General features: G+C 63.3%; 19 protein-coding genes and 1 pseudogene. 16 read left to right on the forward strand and 4 right to left on the reverse strand.

Annotated elements, in window-relative coordinates; genetic code table 11:
* The 6 genes and pseudogenes from ASC94_RS33030 to ASC94_RS23515 form a co-directional block, all read left to right on the forward strand.
* Positions 1 to 1,323 (forward strand): annotated as a pseudogene (locus tag ASC94_RS33030) (hypothetical protein); the annotation flags it as partial.
* Positions 1,320 to 2,309 (forward strand): PoNe immunity protein domain-containing protein, encoded by a 990-nt coding sequence (locus ASC94_RS23495; RefSeq protein WP_082616791.1) that lies wholly within the window; start codon positions 1,320 to 1,322, stop codon positions 2,307 to 2,309. The pseudogene ASC94_RS33030 and the gene ASC94_RS23495, both read left to right, overlap by 4 nt.
* A gap of 18 nt (positions 2,310 to 2,327) precedes the next feature.
* Positions 2,328 to 2,864: a DUF1910 domain-containing protein gene (locus tag ASC94_RS23500; protein ID WP_056401591.1), complete on the forward strand. Its 537-nt coding sequence runs from the start codon at positions 2,328 to 2,330 to the stop codon at positions 2,862 to 2,864.
* Positions 2,861 to 3,112 (forward strand): PoNe immunity protein domain-containing protein, encoded by a 252-nt coding sequence (locus tag ASC94_RS23505; RefSeq protein ID WP_056401594.1) that lies wholly within the window; start codon positions 2,861 to 2,863, stop codon positions 3,110 to 3,112. Before ASC94_RS23500 ends, ASC94_RS23505 begins: the two co-directional genes overlap by 4 nt.
* Positions 3,109 to 3,918 carry a PoNe immunity protein domain-containing protein gene (locus tag ASC94_RS23510; RefSeq protein ID WP_056401597.1) on the forward strand — a complete coding sequence of 270 codons (810 nt, stop codon included), beginning with the start codon at positions 3,109 to 3,111 and terminating at the stop codon, positions 3,916 to 3,918. The genes ASC94_RS23505 and ASC94_RS23510 overlap by 4 nt, the downstream gene beginning before the upstream one ends.
* A complete protein-coding gene (locus ASC94_RS23515) occupies positions 3,915 to 4,742 on the forward strand; it encodes a PoNe immunity protein domain-containing protein (protein ID WP_056401600.1) in 828 nt (275 codons plus the stop codon). The genes ASC94_RS23510 and ASC94_RS23515 overlap by 4 nt, the downstream gene beginning before the upstream one ends.
* Position 4,743: 1 nt before the next feature.
* On the opposite strand, the gene map is transcribed toward ASC94_RS23515, so the two are convergent.
* From map to ASC94_RS34075, 4 genes are all read right to left on the reverse strand, one after another.
* Positions 4,744 to 5,535 (reverse strand): type I methionyl aminopeptidase, encoded by a 792-nt coding sequence (gene map / locus ASC94_RS23520; RefSeq protein ID WP_056401603.1) that lies wholly within the window; start codon positions 5,533 to 5,535, stop codon positions 4,744 to 4,746.
* Positions 5,528 to 5,770, reverse strand: a complete 243-nt coding sequence (locus tag ASC94_RS23525; RefSeq protein ID WP_056401606.1) for a ParD-like family protein — start codon at positions 5,768 to 5,770, stop codon at positions 5,528 to 5,530. The genes map and ASC94_RS23525 overlap by 8 nt, the downstream gene beginning before the upstream one ends.
* A 71-nt stretch (positions 5,771 to 5,841) precedes the next feature.
* Complete coding sequence (locus ASC94_RS23530) at positions 5,842 to 6,207, reverse strand: VOC family protein (RefSeq protein ID WP_056401609.1); 366 nt, start codon at positions 6,205 to 6,207, stop codon at positions 5,842 to 5,844.
* 70 nt (positions 6,208 to 6,277) lie between these two features.
* Entirely contained in the window at positions 6,278 to 7,141 is an 864-nt protein-coding gene (locus ASC94_RS34075; RefSeq protein WP_056401612.1) for a helix-turn-helix domain-containing protein, read from the reverse strand.
* A 55-nt stretch (positions 7,142 to 7,196) separates the two neighbouring features.
* On the opposite strand from ASC94_RS34075, the gene leuS reads away from it, so the two are divergent.
* From leuS to ASC94_RS23585, 10 genes are all read left to right on the forward strand, one after another.
* Positions 7,197 to 9,848, forward strand: a complete 2,652-nt coding sequence (gene leuS, locus ASC94_RS23540; protein WP_056401615.1) for a leucine--tRNA ligase — start codon at positions 7,197 to 7,199, stop codon at positions 9,846 to 9,848.
* Positions 9,849 to 9,850: 2 nt separating this feature from the next.
* Positions 9,851 to 10,435 carry an LPS assembly lipoprotein LptE gene (gene lptE, locus ASC94_RS23545; RefSeq protein ID WP_056401618.1) on the forward strand — a complete coding sequence of 195 codons (585 nt, stop codon included), beginning with the start codon at positions 9,851 to 9,853 and terminating at the stop codon, positions 10,433 to 10,435.
* A 19-nt stretch (positions 10,436 to 10,454) separates the two neighbouring features.
* Positions 10,455 to 11,471, forward strand: coding sequence for a DNA polymerase III subunit delta (gene holA / locus ASC94_RS23550; RefSeq protein ID WP_056401621.1), 1,017 nt, complete (start codon positions 10,455 to 10,457; stop codon positions 11,469 to 11,471).
* A gap of 359 nt (positions 11,472 to 11,830) precedes the next feature.
* A complete protein-coding gene (locus ASC94_RS23555) occupies positions 11,831 to 13,096 on the forward strand; it encodes a glutamate-5-semialdehyde dehydrogenase (RefSeq protein ID WP_056401624.1) in 1,266 nt (421 codons plus the stop codon).
* Positions 13,097 to 13,118: 22 nt separating this feature from the next.
* On the forward strand, positions 13,119 to 13,550 hold the full coding sequence (locus ASC94_RS23560; RefSeq protein WP_056401627.1) for a CopD family protein: 432 nt from the start codon (positions 13,119 to 13,121) through the stop codon (positions 13,548 to 13,550).
* 11 nt (positions 13,551 to 13,561) lie between these two features.
* Positions 13,562 to 14,164: a 2-hydroxychromene-2-carboxylate isomerase gene (locus ASC94_RS23565; protein ID WP_056401630.1), complete on the forward strand. Its 603-nt coding sequence runs from the start codon at positions 13,562 to 13,564 to the stop codon at positions 14,162 to 14,164.
* A 56-nt stretch (positions 14,165 to 14,220) separates the two neighbouring features.
* Positions 14,221 to 15,423, forward strand: coding sequence for a class I SAM-dependent RNA methyltransferase (locus ASC94_RS23570; protein ID WP_373888136.1), 1,203 nt, complete (start codon positions 14,221 to 14,223; stop codon positions 15,421 to 15,423).
* Positions 15,424 to 15,559: 136 nt separating this feature from the next.
* Positions 15,560 to 16,843 carry a multidrug effflux MFS transporter gene (locus tag ASC94_RS23575; protein ID WP_082616792.1) on the forward strand — a complete coding sequence of 428 codons (1,284 nt, stop codon included), beginning with the start codon at positions 15,560 to 15,562 and terminating at the stop codon, positions 16,841 to 16,843.
* 201 nt (positions 16,844 to 17,044) lie between these two features.
* The gene (locus ASC94_RS23580) at positions 17,045 to 19,204 is read left to right on the forward strand and encodes an HDOD domain-containing protein (protein ID WP_056401637.1); all 2,160 of its coding nucleotides are present in this window, start codon (positions 17,045 to 17,047) and stop codon (positions 19,202 to 19,204) included.
* The gene (locus ASC94_RS23585) at positions 19,201 to 21,489 is read left to right on the forward strand and encodes an EAL domain-containing protein (RefSeq protein WP_082616793.1); all 2,289 of its coding nucleotides are present in this window, start codon (positions 19,201 to 19,203) and stop codon (positions 21,487 to 21,489) included. Before ASC94_RS23580 ends, ASC94_RS23585 begins: the two co-directional genes overlap by 4 nt.
* The last annotated feature ends 9 nt before the right edge of the window (positions 21,490 to 21,498 follow it).

The raw sequence follows: 21,498 nt of genomic DNA on the forward strand, positions 1-21,498 counted from the left end.
GTGGGCAGCGCCTTCAAGACCGTGTTCAAGCCCCTGTACCGGCAGCGCAAGCGCGCCAAGGGCGTCATCAATAGCGGCGTGGCGATGATCGAAACCATGTTGGGCAAAAAAAAGGGCGGTGCCGTGCGCTGGGTGCGCGCGCTGGACTGGGCGGGCAACACGCAAGCGGCCATCATCAAGGCCAACATGGCGCTGGAAAGCTGCATCGCCATGCTGGACTACCTGGGCCAGAAACACTGGTGGTGCCCCGACCGCATCGAACAGCTCGCGCGCGATGCCGCCCCCAGCCTGCGCGCCATGCGCGGCAAGCTCGCCGCCCCGATCCGCGAGGCGGCAGCAGAGATCCGCAAATTCCTGGAAGGCCTGCTGGGCGAGCATGCGGCAGCGGTGGCGATGTCGGTGGCAGGGAACGCTGCCATGTCGCGCGGCGGCGGTGCTCCCGCCAGCCGGGCAAACGGTGCGCGTAGTCCGAGACGGCACAACGAGGTGGCACAAACCCCCGTCGTAAGAGGGAAGAAAGCGCGAGGCAAGACTGCTAACGCAACGCAGAATATGGCGTATTCCATCTACGCGCCGTTGAATTTTGCGTTGAAGGGGCTGCTAGGTGAGCACATCGTTGACCATCACGTCATTGAGCAAAAAAACTGGGGGCTTCAGTGGAATCGGCATGACATGAGGTCTCCGGCGCGAGGCGGCAAGAAAACCGGATGGCAAAGTGAATACAAGAAGATCAACGATCTGGAAACGCCGCTATATCTTTGTACGCCAAGCGCACACGTATTGACCAGTGGGATTGATTCGTTGTGGTTCACTAATCGAGGTCTACCGCATCAGTTTGCTGTGGTTGAGGCAAAGGCGAGCATGAATCCTGCAGCCAAATTGTTGAACTTGTTGGGGGAAGCAAATGCGGAAGATGCCCCCGGTGGTGGGAGTAGGCGCAAGGGAAACCGGCAGAGAGCCACCCGTGCAGTCGGAACAGCGACTCATCCAAAACAGCCAAAAGAAAAGGTTTTGCAGATGAGCCATCAGTGGATAGAAAAGCGGATAAGAAGGGATTTTCGTAGCCTGACCTCGAGGATAGATTCAAATTATTCCCGGCATGTGTTTTTGGTCACGCCTGATGAAGCGGTGCAGCATGTGGCGGCTGCGTTGCGGATAATTGCGGATGGCATGGTTGGTGACCCAGTCAAAGCACAAGAGCACGCCGCTGATCATTCTACGCATAATGTCAAGACGGAGTTTGGCGAAGCTGAATTGGATGCGGCAAATAAAAGCTACATAGAAGATGGTAAGCCCAAGAAACCAGGAAGAAGAAAACCATGAGCGAAAATTTTTTTTCCCGCCGTAGACAGCCATACATAAATGAGGAAAGTTTTAATAATACTATTCTTCACTACGAGCGCGATGTGGTGATTTACAATGATAACTTAAAGCGGAACAAGGACTCCATTTACAAAACTAGCGTTACTCTTGAACACATGGCGGCGCAGATTTGGGCTGAGTTCCAATTGCGATACACTGCGGGCGAGGGACTAGGAACGCTTGCTGCGTTCATGGATAAGGTTGTGCAGGCATATGAAATTGCTGCAAAGTCGATGGATGAGGTTCCTGATGACCAGTACCGCCCCGTCTTTACCTTAAATGATCCGTTGGATGAATATGTCGACTATTTGGGAATTCTCAGCGCGGCTGTTTTGCTCCATCGCGAAGACCTAATTCCGAAAATCCACGCGCTTCTGGCAGGTACTGATTACGATGGGTCAGATCTCTTGATAGAGGAGTTGCTGAACTTTTATCTGCCAGACCGACCTGTGATAGACGAGTGGCTGTGGGATAAGCCCTACGGTATGCTGGTTGAGGTGATCGACAGCGAGACACCCGCCGCCAGAGCCAAGGCCATGAAGAAGTACGTGACGAAGTGGTATCCGTCCATGAAGGGCCTTGCGCATTTCTGGGGCAAGCACGAGAAGATCACGCCGGAGTATTCGGATTATGTAGGTTACTGGGCGTTCTGCGCCGCTGCCTTCACTTACCTCTACGATATCGACGACAGCGGATATAGGAATGAGACGGTGTATCCGAAGGACTTGGTGGACTATGCCCGCAGCAAGCCGCGCCAACCGGTTCGCCTCAAGGATGGCAATGAAATCCTGCGCGTTGCAGGAGGTCAGCCTTGCCCACGCGCAGGAAATTGGTTCAGCCCAGCCAAGGAGGGTAGCGCGCGGCATTTCAACGAAGGAGAACTCATGCCTTCATTCGATGCATCGGAATACGGCCAGACAATCTGGCAGTGGAGTTCCGCTACCTGAGCATAGGGCCTGGATGAAATGACCACTCCTTTCGTAGCCCGCCGGCGTCAGCCTTACCTCGGCGAGCAGACCTTTCTCAGCACGATAGCCCACTATCGCCGCGACAAAAATCAAGGCGAGCAAAAACTGATTGAGCACGGGCACGTGCCGCGTGAGCGAAGCGCGATTCTCGGATTCTTGGCAAGCTTCTTGTGGTGTGAGTTTCAGCTGCGGTACACAGCCGGCGATCCGCTTCCCGACTTGGCAGAATTGCTCACAAAAGTGGTCGCCGCCTATGAGCGAGAAGCAGAGTCATCCGCCCGCTTGGCCGATGACGAGTACATTCCAGTCTTCGCCATGGACGATCCTATCGATGAGTATGTCGACTTTATCGGCTTGATCAGTGCCTGCATCCTGCTGCATCGCGAGGATCTGATACCGCGCGTTCACGCCTTGGTAGCAGGCGGCCCGTACGATGCAGCGGATGCTGTGGTGGAAGAACTATTGGGCTTTTATCTGCCAGACCGTCCCGAGCTAGATGAATGGTTCTGGAATAGAAGTGGTATCCGTCGATGAAAGGGCTGGCGCATTTCTGGGGCAAGCACGAGAGAATGAAGCCTGAGTATTCTTCATACGTCGGCTACTGGGCATTTTGCGCTGCCGCCTTTACCTATCTCTACGACCTCGATGACAGCACGTACCGTGATGAACTTGTCTACCCGAAGGACTTGGTCGACTACGCGCGCAGCGTGCCACGCCAGTTGGTCACACTGAACGACGGGGCCGAAGTGGTCCGTACCGCGAGTGACGGGGCAATATCATGAGCGCGACGTTTTCCGATCGCCGGCGCCAGCCGTACATTGACGAGACAAGCTTTCTCAATACGATAGCGCACTATCGCGGCGAGGAAGAACAGGGCGAGCGGGAATTGCCTGAGAATGCGCACCTGCCGCGAGAGCAAACCGAAATTCTCGGGTTCATGGCAGGCTTCCTGTGGCGCGAGTTCCAGTTGAGGTATACCGCTGGCGATCCGCTTCCCGAGCTCGCTGAGCTGCTGACGAAAGTGGTCGCTGCGTATGAGCGCGAAGCGATTGCTTCGGACCGCTTGCCTGATGACGAGTACATTCCTGTGTTCGCGCTGGATGACCCAATCGACGAGTATGTGGACTTCATCGGCTTGATCAGTGCCTGCGCCTTGCTGCACCGCGAGGATCTGATACCGCGCATCCACGCTTTGGTTGCCGGCGGCGCCTACGACGAAGTGGATTTGGTTGTCGAGGAGCTGTTGAGATTTTATCTCCCAGACCGTCCGGCACTGGATGAGTGGTTGTGGAATAAGCCTTACGGCTTGCTGGTTGAAGTCATCATCAGCGACAGCGCTGCAGCCAAATCCGGTGCGATGAAGAAGTATGTATCCAAGTGGTATCCGTCGATGAAAGGGCTGGCGCATTTCTGGGGCAAGCACGAGAAGAGCAAGCCTGCCTATTCTTCATACGTGGGATATTGGGCGTTCTGTGCCGCTGCTTTCACCTATCTCTACGATCTCGACGACAGCGCGTACCGCGACGAGCTGGTGTATCCAAAAGATCTTGTTGACTACGCGCGCAGCATGCCGCGCCGCCTTTCATGAACGCGAATTTCCTTTCCCTGCGTCGCCAGCCCTATATTGACGAGCAAAGCTTTGCCAACATGCTGGCGGCGTACCGGCGCAATGACGAGCTTGCTGAGGAAAAACTAACGGAACGCAAAGACAAGCCAGGCGGTCAGCACGTCCTCCTTGGCTACATCGCGGCCGGCCGCTGGCGTGAGTTCCAGCTCAGGTACACGGCCGGTGATCCGCTCCATGAACTCGCCGCTTTCCTGGCCAAGGTAGTGCAGGCATACGAGCGCGAAGCGGAAGCGAAAGACGAGCTACCCGAAGAGGAATACAGCGCGGTGTTCACGCTGGATGATCCAATCGATGAATACGTGGACTACATTGGCATCATCAGCGTAGCTGCGCTGCTGCATAGGGAGGATTTGATACCGCGAGTCTTCGCGCTCATGGCGGGGACTGACTATGACGAAACGGACTTGCTGATTGAGGAGTTACTCAACTTCTATTTGCCGGACCGCCCTGTCGTCGATGGATGGTATTGGGAGAAGCCCTACGGCATGCTGGTGGACGTGATCGACAGCGAGGCCCCTGCCGCCAAGGCCGAGGCCATGAAGCGATACGTGGCAAGGTGGTATCCGTCGATGAGGGGCCGCGCTCATTTCTGGGGCAAGCATGAAAACGCGACGCCCAAATATTCCGATTATGTCGGTTACTGGGCATTTTGCGCGGCCGCCTTCACCTACCTCTACGATATCGACGACAGCGGGTACCGCGACGAGCTGGTGTATCCCAAGGACCTGGTTGACTACGCCCGCAAGTCGCCGCCCCCTAGCCCGAAATCGGCCGGGGGCGCTTAGCCTATTGGGCCTGTTCGCCCGGCGCCAGCGTCAGCACCTCAAAGCCGGTCTCGGTCACCGTCACCATGTGTTCCCACTGCGCCGACAGCGAGCGGTCGGCGGTGACGACGGTCCAGCCATCCGGCATCTGGCGCGATTGCGGCTTGCCGGCGTTGATCATCGGTTCGATGGTAAACAGCATGCCCGGCTGCAGCGTCATGCCGGTGCCGGGCTTGCCGTAGTGGCGCACTTCCAGGTCTTCGTGATACACCAGGCCGATGCCGTGGCCGCAGTAGTCGCGCACCACGCTGAAGCCGGCCGCTTCAGCCACGGTCTGGATGGCGTGGCCGACGTCCCCCAAGGTGGCGCCCGGCTTCACCGCGCGGATGCCGGCCCACATCGACTTGTAGGTCACGTCCACCAAGCGCTCGGCCTGCTTGCTGGGCTGGCCCACGTAGTACATGCGGCTGGTGTCGCCGTGCCAGCCATCCTTGATCACGGCCACGTCGATGTTGATGATGTCGCCGTCGCGCAGCACGCGCTTGGGCGAGGGGATGCCGTGGCAGATCACTTCGTTCACCGAGGTGCAGACGGTGGCCGGGAAGCCGCCGTAGCCCACGTTGGCGGGAATCACTTGCTGCACCTTGACGATGTAGTCGTTGCAGATCTTGTCCAGGTCTTCGGTGGTGACGCCGGCCTTGATGTGCGGACCGATCATGGTCAGCACGTCGGCCGCCAGCTGCGCCGCCACGCGTGCCTGGGCGATCTGCTCGGGGCTCTTGATGAGGATGTCGTTCTGTTTTTTCTTACGCATGGTGCCGGCGCTCCTCGATGGGGGCGCCGATGGCGTCGGCCAAAGTGGGGCCGTCCTGCGCGGCGGAGCGCAGCAGCATCTGGCAGATGTCGCTGTAGCGCAGTTCGGGATTGGTTTCGGCCAGCATGCCGATGCGCAGCCAGTGTTCGGCCTGCGCGTTGATGGAGCGGCTCAGCGCGCCGCTCGCCACCCGCAGGTTTTCGTGCATCTGGTCGGAGATTTTTACTATGCCCATGGTTGTTCGTTTGATATATGAAGTGTATATGAAACGTATATTACCATGGGTTGCCGTTTTGCGTACACCGATCAGCGTACGTCCTCGGGCTTGAACAGCGGGTTGTAGATCAGTCCCAGCACGTTGCCGTACGGGTCGTTCAGCTCGGCCACCTTGATGCCTTCGCCCACCTCCTGGATGGCCGAGAACACCGTGGCGCCCAGCGCGGTGATGCGCTCGACTTCGGCTTCGATGTTGTCCACGCCCCAGTAGACGCGGCTGCCCGACGGGCCGGGCGTGCCGTCCGGGAACAGGCCCAGCTCGAAGCCGCCGACGGCGAAGCCGATGTAGAACGGCTGGTCGAAGTAGGGGCCCACGCCGAACACGCTGGTGTACCAGGCTTTGCCTTGTTCCATGTCCGGCACGGGATACATGGCGGTGCGTAATCCTTTGATCATCTTGCTCTCCTGGTTGAAAAGATGGCTATCTTGCCACGCCGGGAGCGGCCCCGATTGGAAAAATGGAAAGTCAGCGCAGGAAATTTTCCGGGGCGCTGCCGGAGAATTCCTGGAAGTCGTGGATCAGGTGGGACTGGTCGAAGTAGCCGCAGTCCTGGGCCAGCCGGGCCCAGTCGGTTGTCCCGGCGTGGGGCTGCGCCTGCGCCAAGGCGCCGGTGGCGCGGCGGAAGCGGCAGATGCGGGCGTACATTTTCGGGGTCAGGCCGACCTTGGCGCGGAACTGGGCGGCCAGGTGCTGGCGCGACACGCCCAGGCCGTCCGCCAGCGTGTCGATGCGCAGGCCGCCGCCGCTGCGGCCGATGACGTCCAGCGCCGCGCCGACCAGCGCGCCTGCGGGTGCCGCGGCAGGCGGCAGTGCGCCCGGTTCCAGGACCGACGGCCGGCCCCTGCGCGCCATGCCGGCGGCGGCGTCTCCGCCGGCGGCGGCAGCCTGCAGCCGCGCCAGCAGGCTGCGCTCGATCAGCGCCAGGCGCTGGACGTCGCTCAGTTCGCGGCCCCACAGGCTGTCGGCCAGCCGGTCGGCGTCGCTGCGGCCCCATAGCTGGTCCAGGTCGCTGCGTTGGTCGGCCAGGTGGTGCAGGGGCAGGGCGGGGCCGTGCGGCGGCGACAGGAAAATGCCCGCCGCGCCCGGCTTGAAGCGCACCGCCACGGTGCGCACTACCTGCGAGGACGCCACGTGGATGGCGCGCGTCATCATGCCGACGGCGAAAGCCGCCGCGCCCGTATCCTGCCACAGGATGTCGATGCAGTTGTCCGGCAGCACCCTGTGCGAGGCCGCGCGGCCGCCTGGCACCGGGCCGCCGGACGCGCTCGCCCACAGGCAGGCGACATACGCGCGCAAGGCGGGGTGAGGCGGAAATTCCTTATAGTGCATGCTGTTATAATGACCGGTTCATATCCACCAATATTTCATACTGGCCGCACACATCATGCAAGATAAATATAGTCCCGCCGACGTTGAAAAAGCCGCCCAATCGCATTGGAAGGCGATCGACGCCTACAAAGCGGTAGAAAACGACCCACGTTTCCCAAAAGGCAAGTACTACGCTTGCTCGATGCTGCCTTACCCTTCGGGCAAGCTGCACATGGGCCACGTGCGCAACTATACAATCAATGACGTGATGTACCGCTACCTGCGCATGAACGGCTACAACGTGCTGATGCCGATGGGCTGGGACGCCTTCGGCATGCCTGCGGAAAACGCGGCCATGGCCAACAACGTGCCGCCTGCGCAGTGGACTTACTCCAACATCGCCCACATGCGCGAGCAGATGGAGTCCATGGGCCTGGCCATCGACTGGTCGCGCGAGATGACCGCGTGCAAGCCGGAATACTACAAGTGGAACCAGTGGATGTTCCTGAAGATGCTGGAAAAAGGCATCATCTACAAAAAGACCGGCACCGTGAACTGGGACCCGATCGACCAGACCGTGCTGGCCAACGAGCAGGTGGTGGACGGCCGCGGCTGGCGTTCGGGCGCGCTGATCGAGAAGCGCGAAATCCCGATGTACTACGCCCGCATCACCGACTACGCGGACGAGCTGCTGGAATACGTGGATACCAAGCTGCCGGGCTGGCCCGAGCGCGTGCGCACCATGCAGACCAACTGGATCGGCAAGTCGACCGGCGTGCGCTTCGCCTTCCCGCACGAGATCAAGGATGCCGGCGGCAAGCTGATCCAGGACGGCAAGATGTTCGTCTTCACCACCCGTCCGGACACCATCATGGGCGTGACCTTCTGCGCCGTGGCGGCCGAGCACCCGCTGGCCACGCACGCCGCGCAGAACAATCCCGAGCTGCAAGCCTTCATCGCCGAGTGCAAGATGGGCTCCGTGATCGAAGCCGACATGGCCACGATGGAGAAGAAGGGCATGCCGACCGGCCTGTTCGTCACCCATCCGCTGACCGGCGCGCAGGTGGAAGTCTGGGTCGGCAACTACGTGCTGATCACCTACGGCGACGGCGCCGTGATGGGCGTGCCTGCGCACGACGAGCGCGATTTCGCCTTCGCCAACAAATACAATCTGCCGATCAAGCAGGTCATCACCACCGCTGCCAACCCGGCGTTCTCCAGTACCGAGTGGCAGGAATGGTATGGCGACAAGGAAGTGTCCATCGTCACCAACTCCGGCAAGTACGACGGCCTGAATTACGCCGCCGCTGTCGATGCCGTGGCGGCCGACATGGAAGCCAAGGGCCTGGGCGAGAAGAAGATCACCTTCCGCCTGCGCGACTGGGGCATTTCGCGCCAGCGCTACTGGGGCACGCCGATCCCGATGATCCACTGCGCCGATTGCGGCTCGGTGCCGGTGCCTGAGAAGGACCTGCCTGTCGTGCTGCCGGAAGACTGCGTGCCGGACGGCACCGGCAACCCGCTGAACAAGTACGAAGCCTTCCTGAAGTGCGACTGCCCGCAGTGCGGCAAGCCTGCGCGCCGCGAAACCGACACCATGGACACCTTCGTGGATTCGTCGTGGTACTACATGCGCTATACCTCGCCGGGCTCGAACAACGCCATGGTGGACGAGCGCAACGACTACTGGATGCCAATGGACCAGTACATCGGCGGCATCGAGCACGCCGTGATGCACTTGCTGTACGCGCGCTTCTGGACCAAGATCATGCGCGACTTCGGCCTGGTGAAATTCGACGAGCCGTTCGTCAACCTGCTCACGCAGGGCATGGTGCTGAACGAGACCTACTACCGCGAAGACGCGGCAGGCAAGAAGACCTGGTACAACCCGGCCGACATCAACCTGACCACCGACGACAAGGGCCGCCCGCAAAGCGCGCTGCTGAAGGAAGACGGCCAGCCGGTGAACATCGGCGGCACCGAGAAGATGTCCAAGTCGAAGAACAACGGCATCGACCCGGCCGCGCAGATCGAGCAGTACGGCGCCGACACGGCCCGTCTGTTCACCATGTTCGCCTCGCCGCCGGAACAGACCCTGGAATGGTCCGGCTCGGGTGTGGAAGGCGCGAACCGCTTCCTGCGCCGCGTATGGGCCTTCGGCTACGCGCAGAAGGCGCGCATCGAGGCCGTAGGCTCCGCCGCCACCGTGCCGGTGGCTGTCGCCGGCGACGCGCAGAAAACCCTGCGCCGCGAACTGCACAAGATCCTGCAGCAGGCCGACTACGACCTGAAACGCATCCAGTACAACACCGTGGTGTCGGCCTGCATGAAGATGCTCAACACCATGGAGTCGGCCAAGCTGGATGACAGCGCGGAATCGAACGCGGTGATCTCGGAAGGCTTCGCCATCTTCCTGCGCCTGCTGAACCCTGTTGCGCCGCACATCACCCACGTGCTGTGGGAAGAGCTGGGCTATGGCAAGGCGCTCGGCGACCTGCTGAACGCACCGTGGCCGCAGGTCGACGCCGCAGCGCTGGAGCAGTCCGAGATCGAGATGATGATCCAGGTGAACGGCAAGCTGCGCGGCTCCGTGAAGGTGGCCAAGGGCGCCGACAAGGCCGCCATCGAAGCTGCCGCGCTGGCCGAGGAAAGCGTGCAGAAGTTCATCGAAGGCACGCCGAAGAAGGTCATCGTGGTGCCGGGCAAACTCGTCAACATCGTGGTGTAAGCATGAAGACCACCATTCACACCTTGAAACGCGGCGCCGGTGCGCTGCTGGTGGCGGCGGCCCTGGCGGGCTCGCTGTCGGCCTGCGGCTTCCACCTGCGCGGTTCGGGCGGCCACTACACGCTGCCGTTCCCGGCCATGTACGTCGGCTTGCCGGAATCGTCGCCGCTGGCGATCGATTTGAAGCGCAACATCCGCGTCAACGGCAACACGGTGGTGGTCTCCGATCCGGCCAAGGCCGACGGCGTGATCGAGGTGCTGAGCGATCCGGAGAAGACCCGCACCAAGAGCATCCTGTCGCTGAACAGCAATGGCCGCGTGCGTGAATACCTGCTGGCCTACACCATCGTGTTCCGCGTGCGCGACAAGCTCGGTAACGAGCTGCTGGCGCCTACCAGCATCAGCCTGAATCGTCCCATCACGTTCGACGAAACCCAGCTGCTGGCCAAGGAGCAGGAAGAGGCGCTGCTGTACAGGGACATGCAGACCGACCTGGTGCAGCAGATGATGCGCCGCATGGCCGCCATCAAGCCGGTGGCTGCGCTGTCGCTGGCGCCCGCCACGCCGGTCGCGGCACCGAAGGAATAGAGCATATGCGGGACAACGTATGCAACTGAGGCTGGACGCGCTGGACGGGCATTTGAGCAAGCCGCTGGCGCAGCTGTACGTCATCACCAGCGACGAGCACTTGCTGGCGCTGGAAGCGGCGGACAAGATCCGCCGCAGCGCGCGCGCGCAAGGCTACTCCGAGCGCGACGTGCTGACCGTGGAGCGCAGCTTCAAGTGGGGCGAGCTGCTGGCGGCGAACCAGGCCTTGTCCCTGTTCGGCGACAAGAAGCTGATCGAGCTGCGCATCCCGACCGGCAAGCCGGGCAAGGACGGCGGCGCGGCGCTGCAGAACTACGTGAAGGATCTGAGTCCGGACAACCTGACGCTGATCACCCTGCCCAAGCTGGACTGGCAGACGCAGAAGGCGGCCTGGGTGGCTGCCCTGCAGCAGGCGGCGGTGTACATCGACATCCCGAATGTCGAGCGCGCGCAGCTGCCCGGCTGGATCGGCAACCGCCTGGCCGCGCAAGGCCAGAGCGCGGACCGCCAGAGCATCGACTTCATCGCCGACCGCGTGGAGGGCAACCTGCTGGCGGCGCACCAGGAGATACAGAAACTGGGCCTGCTGCATGAAGCGGGCAAACTGACTTACGAACAGGTGCATGACGCGGTGCTGAACGTGGCGCGCTATGACGTGTTCAAACTGAGTGAAGCGATGCTGTCCGGCGATCCCGCGCGACTGGTGCGGATGCTCGAAGGCCTAAAGGGCGAAGGCGAGGCGCTGCCGCTGGTGCTGTGGGCGGTGTCGGAGGAAATCCGCACGCTGCTCAAGCTCAAGGCCGGCACGGCGCAGGGACGGCCGCTTGGGGCGCTACTCAAGGAGTACCGCATCTGGGGCCCGAAAGAGCGCATGATGGAACCGGCGCTGCGGCGCGTGACGCTGCCGCTGCTGGAGGCTGCGCTGCAGGAAGCGGCGCAAATCGATAAGATGATCAAGGGCCTGCGCGCCAGGGCTTTCGCCGGCGATGCATGGGATGCAATGCTGCAGCTGGCGCTGAAGGTGGCGCGCGGCTGATTTGGCGGCGGATATTGGCGGGTTACGCGCTGCGCGCTAACCCGCCCTACGGTGCCCCAAACGGCGTTACGGGCATCACGTAAATTACGGTGCCGCAAATGGTACGGGCATCACGTAAATTGCGGTGCCGCAAATGGCTTTACGGGCATCACGTAAATTACGGTGCCGCAAATGGCGTTACGGACATGACGTAAATTACGGTGCCGCAAATGGTGTTACGGGCATCACGTAAATTACGGTGCCGCGAACGGCTTTACGGGCATCACGTAAATTACGGCGTCGCAAATGGCTTCACGGGCTTTATGTAGGGCGGGTTAGGCGCGCAGCGCCGTAACCCGCCGGAACTGAACGGGACAGAAATGGACATCACGCAATACATGGAACAAGTAGGCCGCCAGGCGCGCGTTGCATCGCGCGCCATGGCCCGTGCCGACAGCGCGCAGCGCAACCGCGCACTGCTGCTGATCGCCGACGCGATCGAACGCGACGCGGCCGCCCTGCGCGCCGCCAACCAGCTCGACCTGGACGCGGCCTCCGCCGCCGGCATGGCGCCGGCGCTGCTGGACCGCCTGGCCCTGTCCGACAAAGCCATCGCCACCATGGTCGAAGGCTTGCGCCAGATCGTGGCGCTGCCGGACCCCATCGGCGAAATCAGCGGCCTGAAATTCCGCCCGAGCGGCATCCAGGTCGGCCAGATGCGCGTGCCGCTGGGCGTCATCGGCATCATCTACGAAGCCCGTCCCAACGTCACGGTGGACGCGGCCGGCCTGTGCATCAAGAGCGGCAACGCCACCATCCTGCGCGGCGGCTCGGAAGCGATCAACTGCAACCGCGCGCTGGCCAGGCTGGTCAAGGAAGGCCTGCAGGGCGCCGGCTTGCCGGAAGACGGCGTGCAGGTGGTGGACACCACCGACCGCGCCGCCGTGGGCGCGCTGATCACCATGCCGCAATACGTGGACGTGATCGTGCCGCGCGGCGGCAAGGGCCTGATCGCGCGCCTGATGAAGGAATCCACCGTGCCGATGATCAAGCACCTGGACGGCATCTGCCACGTCTACATCGACGCCAAGGCCGACATGAGGAAGGCGCTGGACGTGGCCTTCAACGCCAAGTGCCAGCGCTACAGCCCGTGCAACACCATGGAAACCTTGCTGGTGGCGCGCGCCATCGCGCCGCAGGTGCTGCCAGAGCTGGCCAAGCTGTACGCGGCCGAGCAGGTGGAACTGCGCTGCGACCCGGAGTCGTACAAGCTCCTGGAGGGCTACCCGCACCTGGTGCACGCCACCGAGGAAGACTGGGCCACCGAATACCTGGCGCCCATCCTCGCCGTGCGCGTCGTGGACGGCATCGACCAGGCCATGGACCATATCAGCACCTGGTCGTCCAAGCACACCGAGTCCATCATCACTGAAGACTACAGCGACGCCATGCGCTTCCTGCGCGAAGTCGATTCCGCCTCCGTGATGGTGAACGCCTCCACCCGCTTCGCGGACGGCTTCGAGTACGGCCTGGGCGCGGAAATCGGCATCTCGAACGACAAGCTGCACGCGCGCGGACCGGTCGGCCTGGAAGGCCTGACCTCGCTCAAGTACGTGGTGTTCGGCCACGGCGAAGTTCGTAAATAAGACGCAAATAATAAGGAAGCCTATGCTCTGGGTAAAAGCGTTCCACATCCTGTTCGTCGTGTCCTGGTTCTCCGGGCTGTTCTACCTGCCGCGCATTTTCGTCAACCTGGCAATGGAGAAGGAAAGCGTGAGCAAGGAACGCCTGCTGCTGATGGCGCGCAAGCTGTACCGCTTCATGATGATGCTGTCGGTGCCGGCGGTGCTGCTGGGCGCCTGGCTCCTCTGGCTGCAGTACGGCGGCGAGGGCGGCTTCAAGATGCCCGGCGGCTGGATGCACGCCAAGCTGGCGCTGGTGGTGCTGGCCATCGGCTATTCGCACGCCTGCGGCGCCATCCTGAAGAAGTTCGAGCGCGGCGTGAACACCCGCAGCCACACCTGGTATCGCTGGTTCAACGAGGTGCCCGTGCTGCTGCTGCTGGCCATCGTCATCCTGGTCGTCGTCAAACCTTTCTGAGGAAGCCACGCATGAGTAAAACCTGCCAATACTACTTTGCCCCGCACTCGCCGTGGAGCTACCTGGGCCACGAGCGCTTTGTGGCGCTGGCCAGGGCGCACGGCGCGCAGATCGATATCCGCCCCTTCGACCTGGGCAAGGTGTTTGGCGTGTCCGGCGGCCTGCCGCTGGCCAAGCGCGCGCCGCAGCGCCAGGCTTACCGCCTGGTGGAACTGGCGCGCTGGTCGAAATTTCTAGGCGTGCCGATGAATGTGCAGCCGAAATTCTTCCCGGTGTCGCCGGACGCGGCGGCCAAACTGATCATCGCCGCGCGCCTGACGCACGGCGTGGACACGGCGCTGCAGCTGTCCGGCGCCATCATGCGCGGCCTGTGGGCCGAAGAGCGCAACATCGGCGACGAAGAGACGCTGGTGCAGATCGCGAACAGCTGCGGCCTCGATGGCCGCGCGCTGGCCAAATCGTCGGAGACGGCCAGCGTACAGGCCGAGTACGACAAGAATACCGAGGACGCCACCGCCGCCAGTATCTTCGGCTCGCCGTGGTACATCCTCGATGGCGAAAGTTTCTGGGGCCAGGACAGGCTCGATTTCCTCGAACGCGCCCTGGCCTCCTGAAGTACACCGTTCCGCGCAGGCGGAACGTTTTTTTTAAACGGATAAAAGGTACCCCTATGGCTTCCTATTTTTGCCCATGCCCGCGCGGCATGGAAGCGGCACTGGCCGAAGAACTGACTGAAATCACGCAGCTGCCCGGCAGCACCCTGAAGGTGCACAACCAGGTGCCCGGCGGCGTGCACTGCTCCGGCGCGCTGGAAGACGCCTACCGCGTCAACCTGCATTCGCGCATCGCCTCGCGCGTGCTGATGCGCATGGCCGCCGGCGGCTACAAGAACGAGAACGACATCTACGACCTGACCCTGGCGCAGCCGTGGGAAGAGTGGTTCGGCGTGGACCATACCATCCGCGTCGACGTGACGGCCGTGAAGTCGCCCCTGAAAAGCCTGGAATTCACCACGCTCAAGATCAAGGATGCGATCTGCGACCGCTTCCGCGACATGTACGGTTCGCGCCCGTCAGTCAACACGCGCGAGCCGGACATGCGCATTGTCGGCTTCCTGGACGCGCACCAGTACATCGTCTACCTGGACACCTCGGGCGAGGCGCTGTTCAAGCGCGGCTGGCGCGATGAAACGGGCGACGCGCCGCTGCGCGAAAACCTGGCCGCCGGCCTGCTGCGCGTCTCCGGCTGGAAGCCGGGCACGCCGCTGTTCGATCCGATGTGCGGCTCCGGCACCATCCTGTGCGAAGCGGCGCAGATGGTGCAGGGCATTCCGCCCGGCGCGCGCCGCCGTTTCGCGTTCGAGAAATTCCACGACTTCAAGCCGTCCGCCTGGGCCGACATGAAGAACGCCATCAAGCCGAATCCACTGCCGTCCGAACCGACCATCTTCGGTTCCGATATTTCGGGCGACATGGTGGCCATGACGCGTCACAACCTGAAGTGCGCCGGCATCATGTTCGATATTCCGCTCAAGCAGATCGAAGCGCAGCAGGTGCAGGCGCCGACCGAGCAGCCGGGCATCCTGCTGACCAACCCGCCGTACGGCGAGCGTATCGGCGTGCGCGGCGACAGCACCCTGCCGGAAGACGAACTGGCGTCCTCGTTCTATTCCGCCTTCGGCACCACGCTCAAGCAGCGCTTCGCCGGCTGGACCGCCTTCCTGTTTACGGCGGACCTGGGCCTGCCCAAGCTGCTGCGCCTGAAGGAAGCGCGCAAGACGCCGTTCTTCAACGGTGCGCTGGAATGCCGGCTGTTCCGCTTCGATATGGTGGCCGGCTACAACCGCCGCGAAGAAGCCAAGCCGAGATCTTGATATACGGTGCGGCCGCCGCCCCGCCACGGCGGGTTACGGCGTGCCGCCTAACCCGCCCTACAACGGGGCAGCGATTCAAGTAGGGCGGGTTAGGCGCAGCCGTAACCCGCCGATGCACCGCCAGCGAGACCGCCCAATGTTCCCCACCCCGCCCGCCAACCTCCCTCCCGACCCCGTCGCCGAGATCCCGCCGCCCGAACCCAGCCACGCCAGGCCGCTGAGCGCCTTCGCGCTGGCCATCGTGCTGGCCTCCCTGTCGATGCTGGGCCCGTTCTCCATCGACGCCTATCTGCCGGCCTTCCCCAACATCCAGTCCTCGCTGCACGCCACCCCGCTGGAAGTACAGCAAAGCCTGACCGCCTACATGCTGGCCTTCGCCGGCATGGTGCTGTGGCACGGCGCGCTGGCGGACGCCTTCGGGCGCCGCAACGTGGTGCTGGTGTCGCTGGTGCTGTTCGCCATCGGCACCATGGGCTGCGCCGCCTCGCACTCGGTGCACTACCTGTGGTTCTTCCGCGTGCTGCAGGGCGTGTCGGCCGGCGCGGGCGTGGTGGTGGGGCGCGCCATCATCCGCGACCTGTACGACGACGCGCCGGCCGCGCGCCTGCTGTCCATGGTCACCATGATCTTCTCGATCGCGCCGGCCATCGCGCCGGTACTGGGCGGCGTCATCGTCAAATACCTGGACTGGCGCGCCATCTTCCTGTTCCTGTTCGTCTACACCATCGGCCTGTTCGTGGTGTGTTACCGCCGCTTGCCGGAAACGCTGCCGCCCGCAAAGCGCCAGCCCTTCAATCCGCGCTACCTGGTGCGCAACTACCGCACCATCCTGACCTCGCCGCTGTTCCACATGAAGTCCGGCGTGGTGGCCTTCAATTTCGCCGGCCTGTTCGTCTATATCACGGCCGCGCCGGTGATGCTGCCGCGCCACCTCGGCCTCGGACCGGACCAGTTCGCGTGGCTGTTCATCCCGGCCGTGAGCGGCATCTTCCTCGGCGCGCTGGCGGCCAACCGCATTGCCGGCAAGATGAGCTTCGCGCGCCAGATCGGCATCGGCTTCTGTTTCCTGATCACGGCCGCCTGCGTCAACGTCATCTACCATTGGTTCCAGCCGCCGTCGCTGCCGTGGAGCGTGGCGCCGCTGTTCTTCTACACCTTCGGCATGTCGGTGGTGGCGCCGGCCGCCACCTTGCTGGGGCTGGACCTGTTCCCGCACATCCGCGGCACGGTCGCTTCCTGCCAGTCCTTCGCCACGACGCTGCTGGGCGCGGTGGTGGCCGGCGCCATCGTGCCGGTGCTGTCGGACTCGGTGTTGTGGCTGGCCTACGGCCAGCTGGCCTTTACCGTGACGGCACTTGCTTTGTGGTTGACGGCGCGCTATTACCGGAGCATGCTACTAGCCCATCAGCGCGGCGGCTAGTTATCGGCAGGGAAGTGTGATAAGTTTAGGAGGAAATTTATCTTGCCGATAAGTTATCTAAGTTGTTTATGCTACTATCGCTTTCTGAGTGCCTGATTTTTCTACAGTTTCTACAGTTGGTTAAATATTAATGCAGTGGCGCCTTGCCGTTGAGCGCCCTTATTCCCTCGATGAAGTTCCTTGGCGGCAATGCGTGATACGATGCATCAATCAGACCATGATATTCGCAATCGCTTGCTGATTGCCCGTCTGCCGGCCATGCCGCAGATACTCATCAAGTTGATCGAGCACTTGCAGGCCGACGACGCCGGCATGCCGGAGCTGGCCGCGCTGATCGCCAAGGACGCCGGCATGACCAGCAAGATCCTGTCGGTCGCCAACAGCTCCGCCTACCACCGCAACAACCGCGCGGTCGGCCTGGAACAGTCGCTGGTGTCGCTCGGCACGGACATGATCAAGACGCTGGTCATCAGCGAGTCCGTGTTCCAGACCTTTAACAGCTTCCCCCATTCCGGCAGCACCGACCTGCGCAGCTTCTGGAAAGGCTCGCTGACCACCGCCGTCATCGCGCGCGACATCGCCAAGCAGCTCGACTACCCGCACGTGGAGGAGGCCTACCTGGCCGGCCTGCTGCACAACGTGGGCCGCCTGGCCTTGCTGGCCACCGCGCCCAAGGAATACGCGTTCAACTTCACCGCGCGCGACGACGAGGACCTGTGCGCGGTGGAGCAGCGCACCCTGCAGATCACGCACTCCGAAGCGGGCGCCTGGCTGATCGAGCGCTGGAACCTGGACTCCTTCCTGGCCGATTCCGTGCTGTACCACCACGAGCCGGTGGCGCGCCTGGAAGCGGCGCACCCCCTGATCCGCATCGTGCGCCTGGCGCACCTGCTGTGCTCCCACGAGGACGAGGACGACGCCATCGAAGCGGCCGCCGGCCTGTGCGCCATCGACAGCGACGCGCTGCACGTGATCTGCCACGCGGCCGCGCGCCAGGTGGAGAAATCGGCCGCCTACCTCGGCATCGAGCTGGCCGGCGCGGACGACATCGTGGCCCCGGCCGCCTACGCGCCGCCGCCGCCGGTGGACCCGGTGCAGCAGCGCCTGTCCGAGGAAGTGCGCAACATGGTGCTGGTATCGGAAATGGGCCAGACCTTCGCGCGCCAGACCGGCGAGACCGGCATGCTGGAAGCGATGACGCGCTCGGCGCGCATCCTGTTCGACTTCGACAACACCGTGATCCTGCTGGAGAACCCCACCGGCCACGCCCTGGTGGGCATGGCGGCCGGCGAGCAGCAACAGCGCCTGGCCGAATTCTCCATCCCGCTGGCCAAGGGCGGCACCGTGGCGGACGCCGCGCGCGAACGCCGCGTGGCCTACCTGAGCAAGGCCGGACAGGGCGCGGCGCCGGTCGGCATCTCGGAAGAGCAGCTGTTCCGCATGCTCGGCACCGAGAGCATGGTGTGCGTGCCCATGGTGGCCGGGCAGCGCTGCCTGGGCGTGCTGGTGGGCGGCGCGGCCGCCTGGCAGCTGCCCTCGTATCACAAGCGCGAGCGCTTCCTGCAGGCCTTCGGCAACCAGGCCGCCGCCGCGCTGGAAACCCAGCTCTCCGAACGCGGCCACGCGCGGCGCCAGATCGCCCACGTGGCCGAGGAATACCGCGAGGCCTCGCGGCGCGTGGTGCACGAGGTGAACAACCCGCTGTCCATCATCAAGAACTACCTGTCGGTGCTGGACTCCAAGCTGGCGCGGCGCGAGCCGGTGGTGGGCGAGATGTCCATCCTGAACGAAGAGATCGACCGCGTCGGCTCCCTGATCAACGGCCTGGCCGACCTGCAGCCGTCCGACGGCAACCGCGTCACCGACGTCGCGCGCGTGGTGGACGACGTGCTGCGCCTGTTCCGCGCCACCGACTTCGTGCCGGCCTCGGTGCAGATCCTGGTGCGCATGCAGGACGAGCCGGCCGAGATCGAGGGCGACGCCGACATCCTCAAGCAGATCCTGGTCAACCTGGTCAAGAACGCGGTCGAGGCGCTGCCGGACGGCGGCAAGATCGAGATCGCCAACCGCGGCCATGTGAACCGCGAGCGCCAGCTGTACCTGGAGCTGGTGATCGGCGACAATGGCCCCGGCCTGTCGGCCGAGGTGCTGGCCAACCTGTTTACGCCGGTGCGCAGCAACAAGGAAGGCAAGCACCACGGACTGGGCTTGTCCATCGTCCACAGCCTGGTGAAGAAGCTGGACGGCATGATCACCTGCCGCAGCGGCAAAGCCGGCACCACTTTTGAAATTTTGCTGCCCGTACGGGCCGGCACCACCCTCACCGCCGGCGCGCAAACGCGGGCGATGGATTCTGTATGATAAACGCTGCCAACGCCCAAACCCCGCATCTGGCAACCGACGCAACAAGTGCAACCGCCGCCGTACCCCTGGCGGGCGATTTTTGTCCCCGCCTGCTCCTGGTGGACGACGAGCCGCGCCTGCTGTCCTCCCTGTATGAACTGCTGCGCGACCGCGACTACCAGCTGGTGACCGCCACCTGCGGCAGCGAAGCCCTGGCCCAGCTGACCAAGGTGAAATTCGACCTGGTGCTGCTGGACCTGCGCCTGCCCGACATGAGCGGCCATGAAATCATGGACTTCATGAACGGCAGGGGCATCGACAGCGACGTGATCGTGATGAGCGGCGACGTCGGCATCGAGGCCGCGATCGGCGCCCTCAAGCGCGGCGCCTACGACTACCTGCGCAAGCCCTACAGCCGCGAAGAGCTGCTCAAGACCGTGGAGAACGCGCTGGCGCAGCGCCGCCTGGCGGTGGACAACGAGCGCATCGCCGAGCGCCTGGAAACCTCCGAGCGCATGTACCGCAACCTGGTGGACAGCTCGCCGGACATCATCTACACCCTGAACCAGGACGGCCAGTTTACCTTCGTAAACGACCGCGCCTACCAGCTGCTGGGCTTCACGCGCGAAGAGCTGCTGGGCCGGCACTACTCGGTGCTGATCCACGACGAGGACCTGGAGCGCGCGCGCTATGTATTCAACGAACGCCGCGTGGATGAGCGCCGCGGCGAGAGCCGCCGGGTGGAGGAGCGCGCTTCGCGCAACGTCGAGCTGCGCCTGAAGTGCAAGGGCAACGGCATCGAGCGCACCTTCAGCAACACCCTGCTGACCATGCCCATGAACGCCATCGGCGTGCACGTGCAGGACCAGTCGCGCCAGGAGCATTACGGCATCTACGGCGTGGCGCGCGACATCACGGACCGCAAGCGCGCCGAGGAAGTGATCTCCTACCAGGCCTACCACGACATCCTGACAGACCTGCCCAACCGCATGCTGTTCAAGGACCGTCTCGGCCTGGCCGTGATCCAGGCCAAGCGCAAGCTCACCGAGCTGGCCGTGATGTTCGTGGACCTGGACCGCTTCAAGCTGGTCAACGACACGCTGGGCCACGTCAAGGGCGACGAGCTGCTGCAGCAGGCCGCGCTGCGCCTGAAGGAATGCCTGCGCAAGGGCGACACGCTGGCGCGCCAGGGCGGCGACGAATTCACCATCGTGCTGCCGGAGCTGCGCGACCGCACCGACGCCAAGGTGATCGCGGAAAAATTCCTGGAAAGCCTGCAAAAGCCGTTCGACCTGGACGGCCACCAGGTGCACATCTCGGCCTCGATCGGCATCGCGGTCTACCCGAGCGACGGCGAGAGCATCGACGAGCTGCTGCGCCACGCGGACATCGCCATGTACCAGGTGAAGGCGCTGGGGAAGAACGGCCACAGCTTCTATCACAACTCCATGCTGGACATGTCGCACCAGAAGATCGCGCTGGAGCAGGCGCTGCGCCGCGCGCTGGAGCAGAACGAGCTGGAAATGTACTACCAGCCGCAGATCGACGTGGCCACCGGCCGCATCATCGGCGCCGAGGGGCTGATGCGCTGGAACCATCCGCAGCGCGGCCTGCTGTCGGCAGGCGAGTTCCTGCCCTTCGCCGAAGAGAACGGCCTGATGCTGCCGATCTCGGACTGGATGCTGGGCGCGCTGTGCCGCGACCTGCTGCAATGGAACGCGGCCGGCGGCGAGGCGATCCGCCTGTCGCTGAACCTGTCGCCGCAATACCTGGACCGGGGCGACTTCTTCGAGAAGATGCGCGGCGCGCTCACGCGCTACGGCATTTCGCCGGCGCAGATCGAGGTGGAAATCACCGAGAACATCTGCATCCGCAATCCGCTGTACGCAATCGAACAGCTCAACAAGCTGTGCCAGCTGGGCGTGTCGGTGGCGATCGACGACTTCGGCACCGGCTATTCGTCGCTGTCCTATCTGCACCGCTTCCCCATCCACACCATCAAGATCGACCAGAGCTTCGTCAAGGAGATCCACGACGAGCAGGGCCACTATCCGGTGATCCTGGCCATCATCTCGATCGCGCGCGGGCTGGGCCTGCACCTGGTGGCGGAAGGCGTGGAGACCGAGACCCAGGCGCGCTACCTGCAGGCCAACGGCTGCACCACCATGCAGGGCTATCTGTACCACCGGCCGATTTCGCTCACCAGCTTCATCGGCGTGCTGCAGCAGCAGTCGCCGGAGCAGGCGCGCGCCGACGCGCCGGCGCTGCACGCGGCGCCGGTCATCGCCGCCTTCCAGGCCTGACGCGGCGGG

The organism is Massilia sp. Root418 (assembly GCF_001425265.1).
GTDB lineage: Bacteria > Pseudomonadota > Gammaproteobacteria > Burkholderiales > Burkholderiaceae_D > Rugamonas.

Excerpts from the sequence above, each read along its gene's own strand:
- ASC94_RS23510 (WP_056401597.1), top strand. The coding sequence starts at position 3,109 with ATGAGCGCGACGTTTTCCGATCGCCGGCGCCAGCCGTACATTGACGAG.
- ASC94_RS23530 (WP_056401609.1), bottom strand. The coding sequence starts at position 6,207 with ATGATCAAAGGATTACGCACCGCCATGTATCCCGTGCCGGACATGGAA.
- ASC94_RS23570 (WP_373888136.1), top strand. The coding sequence starts at position 14,221 with ATGGCTTCCTATTTTTGCCCATGCCCGCGCGGCATGGAAGCGGCACTG.
- ASC94_RS23565 (WP_056401630.1), top strand. The coding sequence starts at position 13,562 with ATGAGTAAAACCTGCCAATACTACTTTGCCCCGCACTCGCCGTGGAGC.
- ASC94_RS23575 (WP_082616792.1), top strand. The coding sequence starts at position 15,560 with ATGTTCCCCACCCCGCCCGCCAACCTCCCTCCCGACCCCGTCGCCGAG.
- holA (WP_056401621.1), top strand. The coding sequence starts at position 10,455 with ATGCAACTGAGGCTGGACGCGCTGGACGGGCATTTGAGCAAGCCGCTG.
- ASC94_RS23560 (WP_056401627.1), top strand. The coding sequence starts at position 13,119 with ATGCTCTGGGTAAAAGCGTTCCACATCCTGTTCGTCGTGTCCTGGTTC.
- ASC94_RS23555 (WP_056401624.1), top strand. The coding sequence starts at position 11,831 with ATGGACATCACGCAATACATGGAACAAGTAGGCCGCCAGGCGCGCGTT.
- ASC94_RS23515 (WP_056401600.1), top strand. The coding sequence starts at position 3,915 with ATGAACGCGAATTTCCTTTCCCTGCGTCGCCAGCCCTATATTGACGAG.
- leuS (WP_056401615.1), top strand. The coding sequence starts at position 7,197 with ATGCAAGATAAATATAGTCCCGCCGACGTTGAAAAAGCCGCCCAATCG.
- ASC94_RS23505 (WP_056401594.1), top strand. The coding sequence starts at position 2,861 with ATGAAAGGGCTGGCGCATTTCTGGGGCAAGCACGAGAGAATGAAGCCT.
- ASC94_RS23500 (WP_056401591.1), top strand. The coding sequence starts at position 2,328 with ATGACCACTCCTTTCGTAGCCCGCCGGCGTCAGCCTTACCTCGGCGAG.
- ASC94_RS23525 (WP_056401606.1), bottom strand. The coding sequence starts at position 5,770 with ATGGGCATAGTAAAAATCTCCGACCAGATGCACGAAAACCTGCGGGTG.
- ASC94_RS34075 (WP_056401612.1), bottom strand. The coding sequence starts at position 7,141 with ATGCACTATAAGGAATTTCCGCCTCACCCCGCCTTGCGCGCGTATGTC.
- ASC94_RS23495 (WP_082616791.1), top strand. The coding sequence starts at position 1,320 with ATGAGCGAAAATTTTTTTTCCCGCCGTAGACAGCCATACATAAATGAG.
- lptE (WP_056401618.1), top strand. The coding sequence starts at position 9,851 with ATGAAGACCACCATTCACACCTTGAAACGCGGCGCCGGTGCGCTGCTG.
- ASC94_RS23585 (WP_082616793.1), top strand. The coding sequence starts at position 19,201 with ATGATAAACGCTGCCAACGCCCAAACCCCGCATCTGGCAACCGACGCA.
- ASC94_RS23580 (WP_056401637.1), top strand. The coding sequence starts at position 17,045 with ATGCATCAATCAGACCATGATATTCGCAATCGCTTGCTGATTGCCCGT.
- map (WP_056401603.1), bottom strand. The coding sequence starts at position 5,535 with ATGCGTAAGAAAAAACAGAACGACATCCTCATCAAGAGCCCCGAGCAG.